Annotated in this window: 21 protein-coding genes and 1 pseudogene; 12 read left to right on the top strand and 10 right to left on the bottom strand. The window is 55.2% G+C overall.

The genetic code is table 11. The features are described 5' to 3' along the window. Positions 1–92: 92 nt before the first annotated feature. The gene (gene malQ / locus H6F59_RS02745; RefSeq protein WP_190694957.1) at positions 93–1,604 is read right to left on the bottom strand and encodes a 4-alpha-glucanotransferase; all 1,512 of its coding nucleotides are present in this window, start codon (positions 1,602–1,604) and stop codon (positions 93–95) included. Between the two features lie 109 nt (positions 1,605–1,713). On the opposite strand from malQ, the gene H6F59_RS02740 reads away from it, so the two are divergent. The 4 genes from H6F59_RS02740 (at position 1,714) to H6F59_RS02725 (ending at position 3,954) form a co-directional block, all read left to right on the top strand. Further along, positions 1,714–2,154, top strand: a complete 441-nt coding sequence (locus tag H6F59_RS02740) for an NUDIX hydrolase (RefSeq protein WP_190694955.1) — start codon at positions 1,714–1,716, stop codon at positions 2,152–2,154. Between the two features lie 103 nt (positions 2,155–2,257). Then, positions 2,258–2,647, top strand: a complete 390-nt coding sequence (locus tag H6F59_RS02735; protein ID WP_190695198.1) for a RidA family protein — start codon at positions 2,258–2,260, stop codon at positions 2,645–2,647. A gap of 75 nt (positions 2,648–2,722) precedes the next feature. Then, entirely contained in the window at positions 2,723–3,682 is a 960-nt protein-coding gene (gshB, locus tag H6F59_RS02730) for a glutathione synthase (protein WP_190694953.1), read from the top strand. 62 nt (positions 3,683–3,744) lie between these two features. Next, on the top strand, positions 3,745–3,954 hold the full coding sequence (locus tag H6F59_RS02725; RefSeq protein ID WP_190694951.1) for a toxin-antitoxin system, antitoxin component, Xre family protein: 210 nt from the start codon (positions 3,745–3,747) through the stop codon (positions 3,952–3,954). Between the two features lie 12 nt (positions 3,955–3,966). Here H6F59_RS02725 and msrA read toward each other — a convergent pair whose 3' ends face one another. Beyond that, on the bottom strand, positions 3,967–4,422 hold the full coding sequence (msrA, locus tag H6F59_RS02720) for a peptide-methionine (S)-S-oxide reductase MsrA (RefSeq protein ID WP_190694949.1): 456 nt from the start codon (positions 4,420–4,422) through the stop codon (positions 3,967–3,969). A gap of 68 nt (positions 4,423–4,490) precedes the next feature. On the opposite strand from msrA, the gene H6F59_RS02715 reads away from it, so the two are divergent. After that, on the top strand, positions 4,491–4,754 hold the full coding sequence (locus H6F59_RS02715) for a type II toxin-antitoxin system ParD family antitoxin (protein WP_242021231.1): 264 nt from the start codon (positions 4,491–4,493) through the stop codon (positions 4,752–4,754). Between the two features lies 1 nt (position 4,755). After that, entirely contained in the window at positions 4,756–5,082 is a 327-nt protein-coding gene (locus tag H6F59_RS02710; RefSeq protein ID WP_190694947.1) for a type II toxin-antitoxin system RelE/ParE family toxin, read from the top strand. A gap of 15 nt (positions 5,083–5,097) precedes the next feature. Here H6F59_RS02710 and H6F59_RS02705 read toward each other — a convergent pair whose 3' ends face one another. From H6F59_RS02705 to H6F59_RS27495, 3 genes are all read right to left on the bottom strand, one after another. Next, positions 5,098–5,526, bottom strand: a complete 429-nt coding sequence (locus H6F59_RS02705; RefSeq protein WP_190694944.1) for a DUF488 domain-containing protein — start codon at positions 5,524–5,526, stop codon at positions 5,098–5,100. A 46-nt stretch (positions 5,527–5,572) separates the two neighbouring features. After that, positions 5,573–6,373 (bottom strand): hypothetical protein, encoded by an 801-nt coding sequence (locus H6F59_RS02700; protein ID WP_190694943.1) that lies wholly within the window; start codon positions 6,371–6,373, stop codon positions 5,573–5,575. A 173-nt stretch (positions 6,374–6,546) separates the two neighbouring features. Further along, positions 6,547–6,744: a helix-turn-helix transcriptional regulator gene (locus tag H6F59_RS27495; protein WP_242021247.1), complete on the bottom strand. Its 198-nt coding sequence runs from the start codon at positions 6,742–6,744 to the stop codon at positions 6,547–6,549. A 303-nt stretch (positions 6,745–7,047) separates the two neighbouring features. Between H6F59_RS27495 and H6F59_RS02690 the strand changes: the two genes are divergently transcribed. Beyond that, the gene (locus H6F59_RS02690; protein WP_190694942.1) at positions 7,048–7,296 is read left to right on the top strand and encodes a hypothetical protein; all 249 of its coding nucleotides are present in this window, start codon (positions 7,048–7,050) and stop codon (positions 7,294–7,296) included. Positions 7,297–7,309: 13 nt separating this feature from the next. Here H6F59_RS02690 and H6F59_RS02685 read toward each other — a convergent pair whose 3' ends face one another. Then, positions 7,310–8,026, bottom strand: coding sequence for an SDR family oxidoreductase (locus tag H6F59_RS02685; protein ID WP_190694941.1), 717 nt, complete (start codon positions 8,024–8,026; stop codon positions 7,310–7,312). Between the two features lie 215 nt (positions 8,027–8,241). Here H6F59_RS02685 and ilvC point away from each other — a divergent pair, with 215 nt between their 5' ends. Then, positions 8,242–9,237: a ketol-acid reductoisomerase gene (gene ilvC / locus H6F59_RS02680; RefSeq protein ID WP_190694940.1), complete on the top strand. Its 996-nt coding sequence runs from the start codon at positions 8,242–8,244 to the stop codon at positions 9,235–9,237. 41 nt (positions 9,238–9,278) lie between these two features. Here the strand turns inward: ilvC and H6F59_RS02675 are convergent, their stop codons facing one another. Beyond that, positions 9,279–9,566, bottom strand: a complete 288-nt coding sequence (locus H6F59_RS02675; protein WP_190694939.1) for a DUF427 domain-containing protein — start codon at positions 9,564–9,566, stop codon at positions 9,279–9,281. 204 nt (positions 9,567–9,770) lie between these two features. On the opposite strand from H6F59_RS02675, the gene H6F59_RS02670 reads away from it, so the two are divergent. From H6F59_RS02670 to H6F59_RS02660, 3 genes are all read left to right on the top strand, one after another. Next, positions 9,771–11,237, top strand: a complete 1,467-nt coding sequence (locus H6F59_RS02670; RefSeq protein WP_190694938.1) for an aminotransferase class I/II-fold pyridoxal phosphate-dependent enzyme — start codon at positions 9,771–9,773, stop codon at positions 11,235–11,237. Positions 11,238–11,321: 84 nt separating this feature from the next. Beyond that, positions 11,322–11,564: a hypothetical protein gene (locus tag H6F59_RS02665; protein WP_190694936.1), complete on the top strand. Its 243-nt coding sequence runs from the start codon at positions 11,322–11,324 to the stop codon at positions 11,562–11,564. Between the two features lie 239 nt (positions 11,565–11,803). Beyond that, on the top strand, positions 11,804–13,711 hold the full coding sequence (locus H6F59_RS02660) for a leucine-rich repeat domain-containing protein (RefSeq protein ID WP_242021246.1): 1,908 nt from the start codon (positions 11,804–11,806) through the stop codon (positions 13,709–13,711). An 88-nt stretch (positions 13,712–13,799) separates the two neighbouring features. Here H6F59_RS02660 and H6F59_RS02655 read toward each other — a convergent pair whose 3' ends face one another. From H6F59_RS02655 to H6F59_RS02645, 3 genes are all read right to left on the bottom strand, one after another. Beyond that, on the bottom strand, positions 13,800–14,975 hold the full coding sequence (locus tag H6F59_RS02655; protein WP_190695192.1) for a beta-ketoacyl-ACP synthase: 1,176 nt from the start codon (positions 14,973–14,975) through the stop codon (positions 13,800–13,802). Beyond that, the gene (locus H6F59_RS02650; RefSeq protein WP_190694932.1) at positions 14,968–15,711 is read right to left on the bottom strand and encodes a peptidylprolyl isomerase; all 744 of its coding nucleotides are present in this window, start codon (positions 15,709–15,711) and stop codon (positions 14,968–14,970) included. Before H6F59_RS02650 ends, H6F59_RS02655 begins: the two co-directional genes overlap by 8 nt. A 94-nt stretch (positions 15,712–15,805) precedes the next feature. Beyond that, positions 15,806–16,372 carry a photosystem I assembly protein Ycf4 gene (locus tag H6F59_RS02645; protein WP_190515962.1) on the bottom strand — a complete coding sequence of 189 codons (567 nt, stop codon included), beginning with the start codon at positions 16,370–16,372 and terminating at the stop codon, positions 15,806–15,808. A gap of 506 nt (positions 16,373–16,878) precedes the next feature. On the opposite strand from H6F59_RS02645, the pseudogene H6F59_RS02640 reads away from it, so the two are divergent. After that, a pseudogene (locus H6F59_RS02640) lies at positions 16,879–17,019 on the top strand (photosystem II D2 protein (photosystem q(a) protein)); the annotation flags it as partial.

Below are 17,019 nucleotides of genomic sequence, written 5' to 3'. Positions count from 1 at the left end.
GTGGGGAAGATAGAAAAGAGATCGGTTAGATAAATCTTCAGATCTCTTCACCCTCTTACCTCCTCATCTTCCTCACCTCCCCACCCACAGCCTTACTCCATCGAAGCTGTGGCTCGGTTAGAGAGCTCCGTTAGCGATCGCAGGCGATCGCTAACCTCATCTGTCAGCACCTTGGCCTCGTAGCGCCAGCCCCAGTTGCCGTCAGATCGGCCGGGGGTGTTCATGCGGCAGTCGCTGCCGTAGCCCAGCACATCTTGCAGGGGAGTGATCGCTTGGTTGGAGACCGACAGCAGCGCCAGGCGAATTAGCGACCAGTGAATGCCTTCGGGGCTGATGCAGCCGAGGTATTGCTGGAGGCGATCGCGCTCGTGGTCGGGCATTTTTTCAAACCAGCCTACCGTGGTGTCGTTGTCGTGGGTGCCGGTGTAGACCACGCTGTTTTCGACGTAATTGAAGGGCAGGTAGGGGTTGTCACTGCCGCCGCCAAAGGCGAAGTGCAGAATCTTCATGCCCGGAAACTCAAACTCGTCCCGTAGGGCCTCGACCTCTGGGGTAATCATCCCCAGGTCCTCGGCCATGACGGGCAGTTTGCCAAAGGTTTGGCGCACGGCTTCAAACAGCTCCGTACCTGGGGCCTCAACCCATTCGCCATTGATGGCGGTGGTTTCACCGGCGGGCACGCTCCAGAAAGCCTGCAACCCCCGGAAGTGATCGATCCGGATGATATCGACATAGCCTAGCAGCGCGTTGATGCGCTGAATCCACCAGTTAAAGCCGCTCTTTTTCAACGCCTCCCAGTTGTAGGTGGGGTTGCCCCAGAGCTGCCCCGTCTCGCTGAAATAGTCGGGTGGCACCCCGGCCATCTGGGCCGGAGCCAATGTTTCTTCATCGAGCATGAAGTTTTCGGGATAGGCCCACACATCGACGCTGTCGTGGGCCACGTAGATGGGGATGTCGCCAATAATCTGAATCTGGCGATCGCGGGCGTACTGCCGCAGCGACTGCCACTGGCGGTGAAACTCAAACTGCAAAAACTTGTGGGTAAAGATATCGCCGGCTAGTTTTTCTCGCCAGGCGGCCATCGCCTCGGGTTCACGGCGGGCAATGTCGCTGGGCCATTCCGTCCAGCTCGCGCCGCCGTGGGCATTTTTGAGCGCCATAAAAAAGGCAAACTCATCTACCCAAAAGTGACACTCTTCGCTGAACTGAGCCAGGGCGGCCCGGTCTTCGTCAGAAGCCACTTCGCTAAACCGGTCGGCCGCTCGTCTCAACAGCTCCGTCTTGACTGGGATTACCCGGTCAAAGTCGATCTGGTGGGGAGAAAGGTGCTCTAATTCGTGTAGTTCGTCGGGGTAGAGTAGGGAGCGATTGCACAACTCTTCGAGGCTAATCAGCAGCGGGTTACCCGCCATTGCTGAGTAGCAGAGGTAAGGCGAGTTGCCATGACCGGTTGGCCCTAGGGGCAGCACCTGCCAGAGCTGCTGGCGAGTCGACGCCAAAAAATCTACAAATTGGTAGGCTTCAGGCCCGAGGTCGCCAATACCAAACCGACCGGGCAGCGACGTAGGATGCAGCAGAATGCCGCTGGCTCTGGGAAAGGGCATAGCTTAGCTCGGCTTAAATTTCAGTTGGACTTTAGCATGACCTACGGAGAGGAGTCGGCTGTCCTAAGAGTTATTTTTGTTCCAGAAAATTTCCCATAAAGTCCCCCCTATGACTACCTATCGCAACCCCACACCTACCGTTGACATTATTATTGAGCTGCTGCACCATCCCCACCGCCCCATCGTGCTGATTGAGCGCCACCACGAGCCCCTGGGCTGGGCGCTGCCCGGCGGCTTTGTTGACTATGGCGAAAGCGTCGAAACCGCCGCCCGCCGAGAAGCTCAGGAAGAAACCGGCCTCACCGTCACCCTGATCGAACAGCTCGCGGTTTACTCTGACCCCGATCGCGACCCCCGCCAGCACACCCTCAGCGTTGTGTTTCTGGCCACTGCCACTGTCGACCCCGTCGCCGGTGACGACGCCAAAACCGCCGCTATCGTCAATCCTTGGGAAGTGCCGCAAAATCTCTGCTTTGATCACGATCGCATTTTGCGAGATTATTGGCAGTACCGCTTTTACGGCCAGCGCCCCCGCTTTGGCAGCAACTGAGGGTGATGGGGTGATGGAGTCACCAATCCACCACTTTCCTCACTCCCCCACCCCATCACTCCCCTACTCCCTAATTTCCCTACCCCATCACCCCTTCACTAAAATGCAGCGCACCATCATCAACACCCCCGCCGCCCCTGCCCCCGTTGGTCCCTACAATCAGGCCGTGGCGGTCAGCGGGCAAATGCTTTTTGTCTCAGGCCAAATTGCTCTTGATCCGGCCACGGGGCAACTGGTGGGTGAGGGTGATGTGGTCGCTCAGACCGAGCAGGTGATCGGCAACTTAGAGGCGATTTTGACCGCAGCTGGAGCTAGCTTCGACAACGTGGTCAAAACCTCGGTGTTTCTCAAAGACATGGGCGACTTTGGGGCTATGAATGAGATCTACGCCAAGTATTTCGGCGGTGACAATGCCCCAGCGCGGGCCTGTGTGGAGGTGGCGCGCCTGCCCAAAGATGTTGCCGTAGAGATTGAGTGCATTGCGGTGCTGTAGCTCTACTTAGCGCTGCCTCATACTTAACCGGTGCGTGGGATGCTAGAACTCTACTTGGAGTATTGAGCATCGCCTGTGAAAGTTGCCTTCATTATCGACCCGATCAACCGCCTCGACCCCGGCCACGACACCAGTGTTGCCCTGATGGAGGCGGCCCAGCAGCGCGGCCACGAGGTGTGGATTACAGCGGCTAACGCCCTCAGCGTGGTGGCGGGCAAAGCTCTGGCGCTGATGCAGCCGGTGAAGCTCGTTCCTGTAGATCTGGTGGATGGGCTTTGGGCGGCGGCTAACCCGTGGTTTGAAGTGGGCGAAGCGGTGCAGCTGCCGCTGGAAGAGATGGATGCGGTGTTTATGCGCACTGACCCTCCGGTGACGGTGCCCTACCTTTACGCTACCTACATTCTCGACTACATTGACCCGGCCAAAACCCGCGTGATCAACTCACCCAAGGGGCTGCGGGCCGCTAATGAAAAGATGTATGCCTTGCAATTTACCGAGGCGATTCCCGAAACGATTGTTACTCAGAGCAAGGCGGTGATTCGCGAAACTGTAGAGCGCTGGGGCTCGGCGGTGCTCAAGCCTCTGGGGGGCAAGGCTGGCGAGGGGATTTTGTTTTTGCAGACGGGCGATCGCAACCTCAACTCTATGGTTGAAATCAGCACCCAGCAGGGCAAAGAGCCGGTGATGGTGCAGACCTACCTGCCCGCTGCCAAAGACGGCGACAAGCGAATCATTTTGCTCAACGGCGAACCCATCGGCGCGGTGAACCGCATCCCCACGGGCAGCGAGTTTCGCGGCAACATGGCGGTGGGTGGCCGGGTGGCTCAAGTAGACATCACCGATCGCGAACTCGACATCTGCCGCCAGCTCGCCCCAACGCTGATTCGCGACGGCCTCTACTTTGTGGGCATTGATGTGATCGGCGGCTACCTCACCGAGGTCAATGTCACTAGCCCCACCGGCATTCGCGAAATCGATCGCCTCAACGATGTGCGCTTGGGCGACCAGGTAATTGCTTGGGTTGAACAGAGATAAAGCGCTGATTGATACGGGGTTAAACTGGTGTCATACCCGCAAACAATGCTGTAGGGAAGCCTATGCAAGCGTTATCTGAGCAAGAACGGCAACTGATCGACAAAATTCGTCAGTTCTCTCCTTTGCAGATTGCTGAGATAGAAGATTTTATTGATTTTCTCAGTCAGCGCTATTCAGATAGACAGCTAGTTGCCGCCGCTGCCCAGGCCTCTGAGCCGTCGTTAGCTCAGATTTGGGATAACCCAGAAGATGCTGCCTACGATGACTTTTGAAGTCAGCAACGGCTAGCCAAAGTATTGCTGGTGCTCTTCTGAGGCGAGCCAGTAGGCGCTGGCGGGTTCGATTTGGGTGACGATGGGTTTGGGGTAGTGGCCTGAGTCTTGCAGTTTGTTTTTGGCTTGACGGGCGGCTTTGCCCTGTTCTGGGGTGTGGTAAAAAATCACGGAGCGGTATTGCTCGCCGCGATCGCCCCCCTGGCGATTGAGGCTGGTGGGGTCGTGAATGCGCCAAAAGGTATCGAGCAGCGCGTCGTAGGAAATTTCGGCGGGGTCAAACTGTACCTGACAGACTTCGGCGTGGCCGGTGATGCGAGAGAGCACATCTAGGTAGCAGGGGTTCTCGAAGTGGCCGCCCATGTAGCCTACGGAGGTGGCAATTACGCTGTCGAGTTTGCGAAAGGCGGCTTCTACACCCCAGAAGCATCCGGCCCCAAAAGTAGCAAGTTCAATGGTTTGGGTCATAGTTTCAGCATAGAACACTGACTTGGGCTGACGACGGATTCGGTAATATTAAAGGAATGCGGCATTGGTTGAGTGCAAGCCTTATGTTGAATATCTCTTTGCCAGATAGTGTAGGAGCGGCGATCGCTCAACAAGCTGAACGGGCTGGTTTTGACACAGCAACCGATTACTTGGTGCATTTAGTCTTGAGAGACCAAGAGCGCCTATCTCAACAGGCAAAGATTGAAGCACTTTTGCTAGAAGGCTTAGAAAGCGGCGAGCCTATTGAAGCGACCGATGAATGGTGGGAGCGGAAGCGCTCAGCTTTAATTGCTCAACTGCCTACTGAGTAGTATGGGTAAGCAAATTACAGTTCGCCCACGGGCAAACCAAGACCTTGACGATCACTTCACCTACATTGCGCAGAGCAACTCCGAAGCAGCGTTAAAATTCTTCGATGCTGCTCGGTTAACGATCGCACAGATAGCTAGAATGCCTGCAATTGGCGTCGTTTACCCAGTTCAGAGTGCTTCTTTGCAGGGCTTGCGAAAATGGCATGTGAAGGGGTTTAGGCAATACATGATTTTTTATTTTGACTTGCCCACAGCGGTTGAAGTCGTCCGAATTCTGTATGGATCACAGGATATCAATAGTATTCTTGAGCGTGAGCAGCCAAGCTAAGAGAAAAAACAGAAATTATTGCAAGTGTTTGATTGGAAAGTCAGTCATACTTTGAAGCCTTTCTGCGACCTCTGTACGATGACAGCGTGAATAATCTAGCTCGGCACATAGCAAAAGAATGTTCCTAGTCTTTTTGCTGTTTAAAATTTCAGCAATCTCAAGGAGACGCTGTTCTGCCAGAGCTATATCTGGAGGGATCCAATTTTTTTTCCCCGAAGTATTTCCTAAAGATGTCTCTGAAATGTATTCAATATCTATTTCATCACAGAATTTTTTAAGCGCGCAGCCGTACCATTTTCTCGTCCAAGCACGAGGATTTAGACGCACATCAATTACGTATTGAATACTATACGTCTTCAAATAGTCCAAAAAAACGCTATAGTCTTTTCGATTTCCGTACCCAAACGTCAGTATTGATTTCAAGGTTTCGCTACATGAGTTCATATCTATATCCCTTACATAGATCTTGCCAAGACGGTGGCAAAATTCTCTATATACCAAGATCAAGTTGAGATTTGAAAGGTGGGTAGAAGAGCCCGATTATCATAAATGTCTTGCTATGATTCTTCAGATTTCCAACAATAAAGTACAAATCTATTTTGTCCTCATCCATGAATCTCTCAGCAAGCTTTTGTCTGACTTTTTCTAAAGCATCCTTTTCTCTCTCCGCTAGAGTTGCTTTTTGAGATGAGTTTCGACAATTTCTGTATAACTGACTAATTTCCCAGTCACTTATTGAAAATTTATGTTGGGTTCCATCTTGTGCAGTGAATTTGTAGCCAAACTGGTACGGTATTTTTTCGAGATCACTAGCTTCCTCAAAGAAGTCGCCCTGATCTAGAACAGCTTTCTGACTATCACTCCATTCACTTGATGCTGGTCGACAGAAATAGCTGTCAATCTTGAGAGGTTTAATAATTCCAAGAGATCTCCCTTGGTTGCTGATAGATGAAATTGACGGGCTTTGAAATGGCAAGACAAATGACTTTCGCTCCTGCCAATAGTTGGAGGTGCCGAGTGATCGGATGACTTCAATAGAAGAATCGTCTATTCTGTAGCTTTCTACTCGGTAATCCTTTTCATTTCTCTCTATCTTGGCACTAACGATAGACCATCGAGGATATTGCCTATCAAATGACAATGTACGGAATCGGACAGGATAAATTCTTATCCAACATACCGGAGTTTCATCGTTATCTAAGAGAATTCCAGCAGTGCAAACAGTCTCCTTATACTTTTTGCTAATGGAAGGGTAGGTTTTAGTAGCAATTAATATCTTCCGTCTCTCCATAAGATATCAACCCTTCACTAGTTCTTGTGAACTATTCTTATTCGACAGTGTACATCACTCAGCAAGAAATGCAATTGTGTGTTTTGAGTGCTTACATCGAAATTCAGGAACGCTAGATGTAATCATTTCCTTGAATAGCAACGCTACATCTAGTACTGAAATAAGTGTTTTAATTATTCTTTATTTCCCGAAGGGCCAAAGTCACTAGGTAGTTCATCAAAGGGAACTTGTAACTCCCTGCATAATGCTCGAATCTGAGGGATTGTTAGAGTTGGAGGATATTCCCCTTTTTCCCAAGCTCTTACTGCTCTGTCGGATACCCCAATTCGCCTTGCTAGTTCAACTTGGGTTAACCCAACCCGTTGCCGCATCTGCTTCAAAGGGGATTCTTGCCGATTCAGTGCCTCATCAGACATTGCGGAATTCAACTTCCGGAAGTCCACTGCTTGACACATGCGTCAAGCGGAAGTAAGCTTCCAGTATTGCCTCTAAACTACGGCCCAGAAGACAAGACCGTTCTTGCCGTTACGGGGCATTGCTGATTTGTTAGCCCAGTTTCCCATTTTGCGCAGGGTTTCGCACCCTTCGTGCAGCTTCTTGCGGCAAAAGATCCCAGGGTTTTTCAAAAGCTCTAGGATTTAGCCCTCTTCTGTCACCCTTATTTATCGATCGCCATGTCAGAATTCATCCCCAACAGCGAAATCTATAGCCAGCCGCCCTCCGGCGACCCACCCAGCTCAGAGCCCGCCGACCCACGCGAACCCGTGCGCGTCATGCTCATCGGCACCGCCACCGGCATGGAGCTAGTCATCGCCCATCTCCACAGCATCGGCTTCGCCGAACCCCGCGCCTGGAGCAAACCCCAGCTCGACCCCACCACCGGCCAGCCCATACGCATTCTCACCAAATGGATACGCCGCTAGCGCTTTGGGCCATCTACCAATTCAGCGGTTTGCCATCGCGAAAGAAGCCACCCGTGGGGCCATCGTCAGGCAGTGTCGCTGCCCACACCACGCTGGCTGCGCCATCGGCCACCGGGCGACCGCCGCTGCCGCCCATGTCAGTCGCCACCCAGCCAGGGCACACCGCATTCACCAAAATGCCCGTGCCCTGTAGCTCAGCGGCCAGCAGTCGGGTAAACGCATTCAGGGCTGCTTTAGAGGTGCTATAGGCCGGGGTGCCTGCCCCCATGCTGCTCAACGCCCCGGCTCCGCTAGAGACATTGACGATGCGACCGTGCGGGCTAAGTTTGAGCAGGGGCAAAAACGCCTGAGCCATGCGCCAGGGGCCGAGCGTATTGGTGGCGATCGCCTCCTGCACCACCTCCAGGTCGGCATTGCTAGCCTGCTGCCAGGTGTCGTAGAGAATGCCCGCATTGTTGACTAGCACATCGAGGCGGCCAAACTGCTGCTCTACCAACTGGGCTAGATGGGCAACGCTGGCTAGGTCGGTCACATCCAACGGCTGCGGTAGCACCTCCAACCCAGCCTGAATCATCGACGCGGCGGCAGCTTCTCCCTTAACCAAGTCGCGGCTGCCCAAAATCACCGTCATTCCCGCTTGGGCAAGCTGGCGGGTAACTTCTAGGCCAATGCCTCGGTTGGCCCCGGTGACCAGGGCAACAAGGGTTGGGGGAGAGGTTGCTTCAACCATCAAGGGTGCTCGTAGGGAGGACAGTGACCACGATTTTGGTGCATGCCTTTATTCTACCGATCGGGCAGGTTGCCGCCTTTGCTTTGAGGTGGCTGAGCGCGCGGTCGGCGAAGGTTAGATCATAAAATGAGGGACTTTGGCTAGCCCCCTTAGTTTGATAGAATCAAGAGCTTGCACAGAAAACACCGCAGTCCGTCAACTTCAAGGAGAACCCCATGGCCCGCATGTATTACGACAGTGACGCCAACTTAGATTTGCTCAACGGCAAGACCGTCGCCATTATCGGCTATGGCTCCCAGGGCCATGCCCACGCCCTCAACCTCAAAGACAGCGGCGTCAACGTCATTGTGGGTCTCTACGAAGGCAGCCGCTCCACCGCCAAAGCTGAAGCCGAAGGTCTGACCGTCAAGCCCGTCGCCGATGCCGTCAAGCTCGCCGACTGGATCATGATTTTGCTGCCCGATGAAGTGCAGCGCACCATTTATAAAGAGGCGATCGCCCCCAACCTTGAGGCGGGCAACGTGCTGCTGTTTGCCCACGGCTTTAACATCAACTTTGGCCAGATCGTGCCCCCCGCCGATGTGGATGTGGTGATGGTAGCCCCCAAAGGCCCCGGCCACCTGGTACGCCGCACCTATCAAGAGGGCCAAGGGGTACCCTGCCTGTTCGCCGTCTACCAAGATGCCACGGGTCAGGCTCGCGATCGCGCCATGGCCTACGCTAAGGGCATCGGCGGCACCCGCGCTGGCGTACTCGAGACCACCTTCCGCGAAGAAACCGAGACCGACCTGTTTGGTGAGCAAGTGGTGCTCTGCGGCGGCCTCAGCGAGCTGATCAAAGCCGGTTTTGAAACCCTGGTGAATGCTGGCTACCAGCCCGAGCTGGCCTACTTCGAGTGCCTCCACGAAGTGAAGCTAATTGTCGATCTGGTGGTCGAAGGCGGCCTCGCCAAAATGCGCGACAGCATCTCCAACACCGCTGAGTACGGCGACTACACCCGTGGCCCCCGCATCATCACCGACGAAACCCGCGCCGAAATGCGCAAGGTGCTGAAGGAAATTCAGACCGGCCAGTTTGCCCGCGAGTTTGTGCTCGAAAGCCAGTCAGGCAACGCCGGGTTCACCGCCATGCGCCGCCGCGAAGCCGAGCACCCCATTGAAGAAGTGGGTAAGGATCTGCGGGCCATGTTTAGCTGGCTGAAGAAAGCGTAATTGGGCGGTAGGGGCACAGCACTGCTGTGCCCCTACATAGATCACGCCTCGACTTTCACCTTGTTGCTATAGAACGCCACGTAGCCCTTGATGTTGCTCGCGGCGGGCTTGGGTTCGGCGTAGTACCAGGCGGCACCAGAATTCACGTTGTTATCAACAACGATGTCGTAGTAGCTAGCGGTGCCTTTCCAAGGGCAGCCGGTGGTTTTGCTGATGGGCTTGAAGTAGTCCATATTCAGCGAGTCGGGGGGAAAGTACTGGTTGCCTTCGACCACTTCGCAGGCGTCGCTTTCGGCTAATACAACGCCGTTCCAGGTAGCTTTAGCCATGGGATATCCTCCAATTTTTCCTCTCAGACTATAGCGAATCTAAGGTAGGTGATGAGGGTGGAGATCCCTCCATGCCCTCTATAGCAGTAGTACGTGACAAGTCTTTGACGGCGAGGAAATGGGGGAGCAGAAGTCTTGCCTGGAGAGGCTTTCACCAAACCCGAGCAACGCTACAGGACTCGGCTCATAGGTTCTTTCGCAGCCATGCTCGATCAATCGCAGACTCCTATTCTCTCGGCGTTGCAGGCCAGCAGTCGGCGACCCCATGCGGCGTTCTACGCGCCAGGCCACAAGCGGGGGCAAGGAGCATCGTCTCGACTGCGAAACCTGTTGGGGGCAGCGGCACTGGCGGTAGACCTGCCGGAATTGCCGGAGCTAGATAATTTGTTTGCTCCAGAAGGCGTGATTCTGGAAGCTCAGGAACTCGCTGCCGAGGCGTTTGGGGCTGAGCGCACCTACTTTCTCACCAACGGCTCGACCTGCGGCATCGAGGCCGCTATTCTTGCTACCTGTGGCCCTGGCGACAAAATTATCGTGCCGCGCAATGCCCATCGCTCGGTGATTGCGGGGCTGGTGCTATCGGGGGCGATGCCAATCTTTGTGGCACCCGAGTACAGCCCAGAACTGGGCTTGGCGCTGGGGGTAAAGGCAGAGGCGATCGCCGCTACCCTCAGCCATCATCCCGACACCCGCGCGGTGCTGCTGGTATCGCCTACCTACCACGGCATTTGCTCGGATGTAGGGGCGATCGCAGCCCTCGCCCACCTCCACGGCATTCCCTTACTAATAGATGAAGCCCACGGGCCGCACTTTGCCTTTCACCCTGACCTGCCAATCCCGGCGTTGGAGCTGGGCGCTGATCTGGTGGTGCAGTCAACCCACAAGGTGCTGGGAGCACTAAGTCAGGCGGCGATGCTGCACACGCGGGGAGACCGCGTCGATCGCGATCGCCTGCAAGCGGCCCTACAGCTCACTCAATCTACCAGCCCCAATTCTCTGCTGCTGGCTTCCTTAGATGCCGCCCGTCACCAGGTAGCGATCGAGGGCAAAGCGCTTTTGTCGGATACATTGGCCCTAGCACAACACATGCGAAGGGAGCTGGCCACGGTTCCTGGTTTGCGAGTCGTGGATAAACCGGCGGTAACGGCCTTCTCTAGCGCTAGCGATCTGGATCTGACTCGTCTGACGGTAGATGTATCAGGCCTGGGGCTCACGGGGCTAGAGGCCGACGAAATTTTGCACGAAGAGCTCGGCGTCACTGTCGAACTGCCGGAGCTGCGACACTTGACCTTGATCGTTAGCCTCGGCAACACAGACGAGGATGGGCAGCGGTGCGTGGCTGGTTTTCAATCGCTAGTCAAGAGCCACGCCAAGCAGCATGCTGCCATCGAGGTCTGGCCTCAGCCCGCCCCCATCACGGATACCTCATTTACCCTGCCGGTAGTGTCGCCCCACGAGGCTTTCTTTGCCCCTACAGAAACCGTTGGGGCTAAAGCTGCCGTTGGCCGCATTAGTGCTGATACGGTTTCGGCCTATCCCCCAGGGATTCCTGCCATTGTGGCAGGCGAGGTGATTGGTGAAGGGGCGATCGCCCATCTCACTGCCATCAAACAACAGGGTGGCTACGTGACCGGCGGCGATGCACCAGAAGCCTTCCGGGTTCTGGCCTAAAAGCACCAACAACCATCGCTCTCGGTCTCTGAGCTAGGATAGTCTGGGTTTTTGTCGATCTATTCCTTAACCGTTTCTTGCCCCATGGATTCTGTGTTTAGTTCTGTTGATCCTCAACTGGTGCTGCTGATTGCGGCGATCGCGGTCGTCGTTTTAGTTGCCCAGCTGTTTCTCAGAATTTTGAGCATAGGACTTGTCCCCCTCATCGGTCTGGTCGCGATCGTTGTGGCGCTGCAATATCTGTTTGGCATTAGCCCTGAGCAGCTATGGGTTGAGGTCAGCCACCTACCCCAGATGGCGATGGAATTCTTCAATAGCCTGGCTTGATACTGAATCCGCCTTCTCACCCCCGGTTGGGTTGGGCAAACACTGTTTGCCCCTACGCCAGCCCGCTGTTTGTCATCGGATGATGCGATTTGGATCTGGAATGGGATCCTAAATTTTTCTCCTAGCTAAATGAGGGCGGCTGACGATCGCCAATTGTGTCTTTTTAGACACCTAAAGCCTGATTTCGGCCCACGAGGCTAGATTGGGACAGTTTAGATCGCCTCTTTTAAGCTGTGCCGATGCGTTTGTTGCCGCTGTTAACTCCGGTTCTCTGGGCAGGAGTAACGCTGCCCACCCTAGCCCAAGCCGAGCCGATCCATACCAGCTTTGCCGCCTGGTGCAATCACTACGACAGCCTTGCCCCAGAGACGCAGCACACGGTTGAGGCCATGCTCGCCTACACAGGCACCGACGACTGTGCTGAAGCTGAGCAGCAGCTGGCTAGCAGCACGACGCTCAGCCTGGAGTATTCCAACATCAGCGATCTGCGTCCGTTGGCGTCCCTTACCCAGCTGGAGCAGCTCTATCTCTACAGCAACCAGATCACCGATATTCAACCCCTGTCCGAGATGACGCAGCTCACTGACCTGGGCCTCAGCGATAATCAAATCACAGATATTAGCGCTTTGCGATCGCACCCCTCCCTGCAAGTTATCAACCTGGGCGGCAATCAAATCAGCGACATCAGCAACCTAGCTGATTTGACCCAGCTTATTCAGCTCGATCTCTACGCCAATCAAATTTCCGACCTGGCTCCGCTGGCCGGCCTGACCCAGCTCACCCGCCTCAATCTACGAGATAACCAAACCATCCAAGACCTGCGCCCCTTGCAGAGGCTCAGTCAGCTCTCGACCCTGATTCTTAGCAACAATCAGATTGGCGACCTCACCCCGCTCCAGTCCCTCACCAATCTCTACGAACTAGATCTGAGCCGCAACCAAATTAGCGATCTCAAGCCGCTACAGGCTTTATCCCCAAGCGAGCTGCATCTCAATCACAACCAAATTCAGGACGTGCAGCCTCTAGCCACCCTGAGCAATCTCCAAATTCTGACGCTCGATCACAACAACCTTGCTGACCTGACACCCCTGAACAATCTAGAAAACCTATTCTTACTGAGTCTGAGCGGCAATCAGATCAGTGAGCTGGCTCCGCTGGCCAACCTTCAGAATCTGCTAGATCTGGAACTCGATGCTAACCAGATCACCGACATCTCAGCGGTGCGATCGCTTACCCGTCTCACCCGCCTTTCCCTAGAAAACCGCGTTTGGGTGGACGATTACCGCGAGCCCCAAGGCGACAACTACGTCACCGATCTCACCCCCCTGCAACCGCTAACCGAGCTATCTGAGCTATATCTAGACGGCAACGGGGTTACCGATCTCAGCCCTCTAGCCAATAAACCCTACTTGTTTCAGCTCGGGTTGAGCCGCAACCCGGTCAGCAACCTGGCCCCCCTGGCAAATCTACCCGTAGTAGACCTCGATATTGACGCTACCTCGGTCAGCGATTTTGGCCCTCTGACCACGCTTACCGATCTCACTCGTCTCCACGCTAGCCAAACGGGCTTGAGCGATCTGCATCGCCTGCCAGTTCTGCCCCAGCTCAGCACCTTGACCCTACAGGGCAATCAAATTGAAGATCTCAGCCCTCTAGCCCAGTTTCCCAACCTTCTTGGGTTAGACATCAGCTCTAACCAAATTGAAGACCTCAGTCCCCTGGCTACGCTGTCGCAGCTAAGCTTCCTTTACCTGAGCGACAACCAAATCCGAGATCTGATGCCGTTAGCTAGTCTAGGTAACCTTTCTACCTTGGGGCTGACCAGCAACGCCATTGAGGATGTTAGCCCCCTAGCCTCCCTTATCTCCCTCGAAACTTTGACCCTTGGGTTTAACCCTCTCCAAGACATTCGACCCCTCTCTGAGCTAACCAGTCTAGAAACGCTAGTACTGGTCAACACCGAGGTTCAAGATGTCAGCCCGCTCGCCTCACTGCTGAACTTAGAAGTGCTGTATCTAGACGAAACCCCCGTCACCGACCTGAGTCCGCTGGGCGCTCTGCCGCACCTGATGCGCCTTACCCTTGGGAGTGTCCCGGTAACGGAAGCAGATTGCCCCTTAGTCCCGCAAAGCGCGTGTGAATTTTAGACAGAAGCAGCCCATCGAATACGTTTTATCTCAAGGCCAAACGGTGTAGGGACAAACGGTTGTTTGCCCGCTGCAAAGTCCCCTGTTTTTAAACAGAGCCGCTAATTTCAGCACTAGTGCGATCAAGCCCTAGCGCCAGCACGCCATTCTGCCCCCCAAAGCCGAAGCTAAAGCACAGAGCCACTTCCAAATCAGTAGGAATGGGATGAGTCACGAGCTTGGGGTAAATGCTCTCGTCCTGAGCCCCTGTATTAGGTGGCAGCACTTGATGCCGCAGCGCCAGCAGGCAAAGCGCCGCCCCGATCGCCCCAGAAGCCCCCAACGTATGCCCTGTCGCTCCTTTGGTCGAACTCATCCACGGCGGCGGCGAAAACCCCTCCGTCAATAGCTGCACCTCATGGGCGTCGTTGAGTCTAGTTCCGGTGCCGTGGGCATGCACGTAGCTGACCTGCTGAGGCTTCAGCCCGCTGTAGTAAAGACAATTCTTGAGAGCCAAACGACTGCCCCCCAGTGTTGGGTCTGGCGCTGTGCGGTGGTAGGCATCAACGCTAAATCCGCCCCCCAGAATGCGACCGTAAGCTTTTGGCCCCGATCGCGCCAGCCAGGAAGATGCTGACTCTAGCACCAGCACCGCCGCCCCCTCCCCCAGCACCAATCCTTCTCGTTGGGGGGCAAAGGGGTAGCAGCCGGTGGTGGCGAGGGCTCCCAATTGCTCAAAGCCAGCCAGGGTAAGGGGAGTGACGGGCGCTTCGGCCGCCCCGACAATGACGCGATCGCACTGCCCCCGCCGCACCAGCTCATAACCCTGGAAAATCGCCGTCAATCCTGTAGCACAGGCCGCCATCGGTGCCAGCACCGGGCTTTGGGATTGAATCTGGCGGGCAACGGCGATCGCCCCCATGTGCGGCAGCGCCTCTAGCCAGGGGTTGTCTGCCCAAGATTCACTACGGGCCATCTGTTCCCAGCGGCCCTGAAAGCTGCGGCTAGAGCCGATTACCACGCCACAGTCGGTCAGGGGAGGCGTGAGCTGGGCATCGGCGATCGCCTCAGCTACTGCCAATTCCAGCAAATCCTCAATATCAGTGGGCTTATCGCCCACCATAGCCAAAGGCCGAGGCGGCAGTTCCGAAAACGGCTGTCCGATCCGAATGCCCGATTTCCCGGCCAGAAGATTGTTCCAGGTGGCCGTTGCCGTAGTTCCTAGGGCCGTGACCAGCCCTATGCCAGTGACAACAACGGCCCGATCTCTACCTTGCCTACTCAGTCTTCAGATTCTCCAGCCCGGCCGTAACTCGCGCCGACTCAATGCGATCGCCCTGCTGAATGGCATCCACCACCTCCATACCGCTGGTGACGTAGCCAAACACCGCGTAGCTACCGTCCAAAAAGGGCAGCTCCGCCAGGGTGATATAAAACTGCGCCGAGGCTGAGTCTACCGCCTGCGATCGTGCCATAGCTACAGCACCCCGAGTGTGGGGCAGTTCTGGGGCATCGCTGATGCCGGCTTCTTCAAGGGTTTGGCTATAGATTGGCTCTTCTGCCCCAGCGGGCTTAATTTCTAAGGGAACGTACCGGGGAGCCTGGGTATCAGGGTCAATAAAGCTACCCGTACCCAACTGCTGAGCCGGCACGCTAGGGTCTTTGCTCTGGGGGTCGCCGCCTTGAGCCACAAAGGGCTGTGGGTCACGCACCACCCGGTGAAACACTAGGCCGTCGTAGACGCCACGGTTCACCAAATCTACAAAATTGCCCGCGGTGACTGGGGCATTGGCACCGTCTAGCTCCATCACAATGGGGCTGCCGTTCACCACCATCTCCACCGTTGCCGTACCCTCTAGCACGGGCAAACCGGTCGGGGCCACCGCCACTGACTCAGTTAGGCCGGGGTCTGTGGGGGCTTCGCTGGTCGAGTCCAAACTTGGGGAACTGGTGCAAGCGCCCAGCCATAGGGTTAGCAGGGCAGCTAGGGCTAGGGTAAACGGGCGTGTCGAGAGAGCCATCAATACGTCAATTCCTAATAGTTCAACCGACCCCCCATGTTATCGCACGGGCTCAAAGCCGGGGGCCGCCGCTCAGCATAGACCTTTAAACGGTCTATAGCCCCTCTAGCGGCACCTGCAAAAACCGCGCCAGTTCTGCTCCCTGATTTTCCAGATCAGCTAGGGGAATTGGCTGGCCCACCCGAGTCAGCGGAATATCGGGGCGGCCCTTGATGCGCAGGTATAGGGTGCGCTTGGGGTTGAGCCCTTCTTTAATCGCCACCCGCACTGCGGTCACGTCTTCTAGGGGATGCTCAAATTCAATGCGGCGGTTTTTGCCCCAAAAGCCTTTGCGTACAATCTGTAGGCGATTGCTGGCTTTGTCGAAGCTGTTGTACCCGCCGCCCACATCCAAACTGATGACAATCCAAAGGAACGTGGCCAGACCAAGGGCAGCTACCCCATAAAAGCCCATGGCAATGCCCTGGGGAATAAATACCAGCTGGGTTGGGTCAGCGAAGGGCAGCAGGTTCTGTTTCAGGTAGCTAGAAGCTCCGGCCAGGGCAAACCCTAGCCCGCCTAGGGTGAGCACCACGGCCCAAAAAATGTTGCTCACACGACGGGCCCCTAACACGGTGCGCTTAAGGGCTTGAGATTGAGTAGTCGACAGGGAGGCAGTCATAGATCTTAACAAGCGATAGTGATAGATGAAGAGCGACAAAAACCTAGAAAAAGCTTGGGTGGGGCGGCTTCAACGCCACCGCTTTCTTCAAATCAAACTGAGCGAACTGGGTTACATCACCCGCTATTACTCTATATAAACACTGAATCAGCCCAGTCTAAACCCCACGGCGGCTTCGCTAGTCAACCCCTATGGCCAACACCGACTTCATTACCGCCAAGCCCCCGGCACCGCTAGCCTGAGAAACTACGTGTCAGATTGTAAAAAATTAGAACACTCCTTATCATAAATAGAAACCCAGTCTTTAGACGCTTGTCTTCAAGGCTGCTGGTGCGACTCAGGCAGAGGTATCGGCGATTGGAGCAGGAATATTATTCTCCCTGGCTCTAATATCTGGAATACTTAGTAGTTACTAACCCCTGCTTTGAGGTATGCTCTGCCAGACTTGTCTGGATCCACCAGAGTTGCGACCTTATGGATTGGATGTCATATAAAGAGGATTTGACATGACCATAGCAATGGGACGCGCGCAAACCGAGCGAGGATGGTTCGACGTCCTTGACGACTGGCTAAAGCGCGATCGCTTTGTGTTTATTGGGTGGTCGGGCCTTTTGCTGTTCCCCTGCGCCTTCATGGCCGTAGGTGGA

The sequence above is a fragment of the Nodosilinea sp. FACHB-141 genome, from assembly GCF_014696135.1.
GTDB lineage: Bacteria > Cyanobacteriota > Cyanobacteriia > Phormidesmidales > Phormidesmidaceae > Nodosilinea.
Note: the sequence above shows the minus strand (reverse complement) of the source record. Positions and strands in the feature narration are given on the sequence as shown.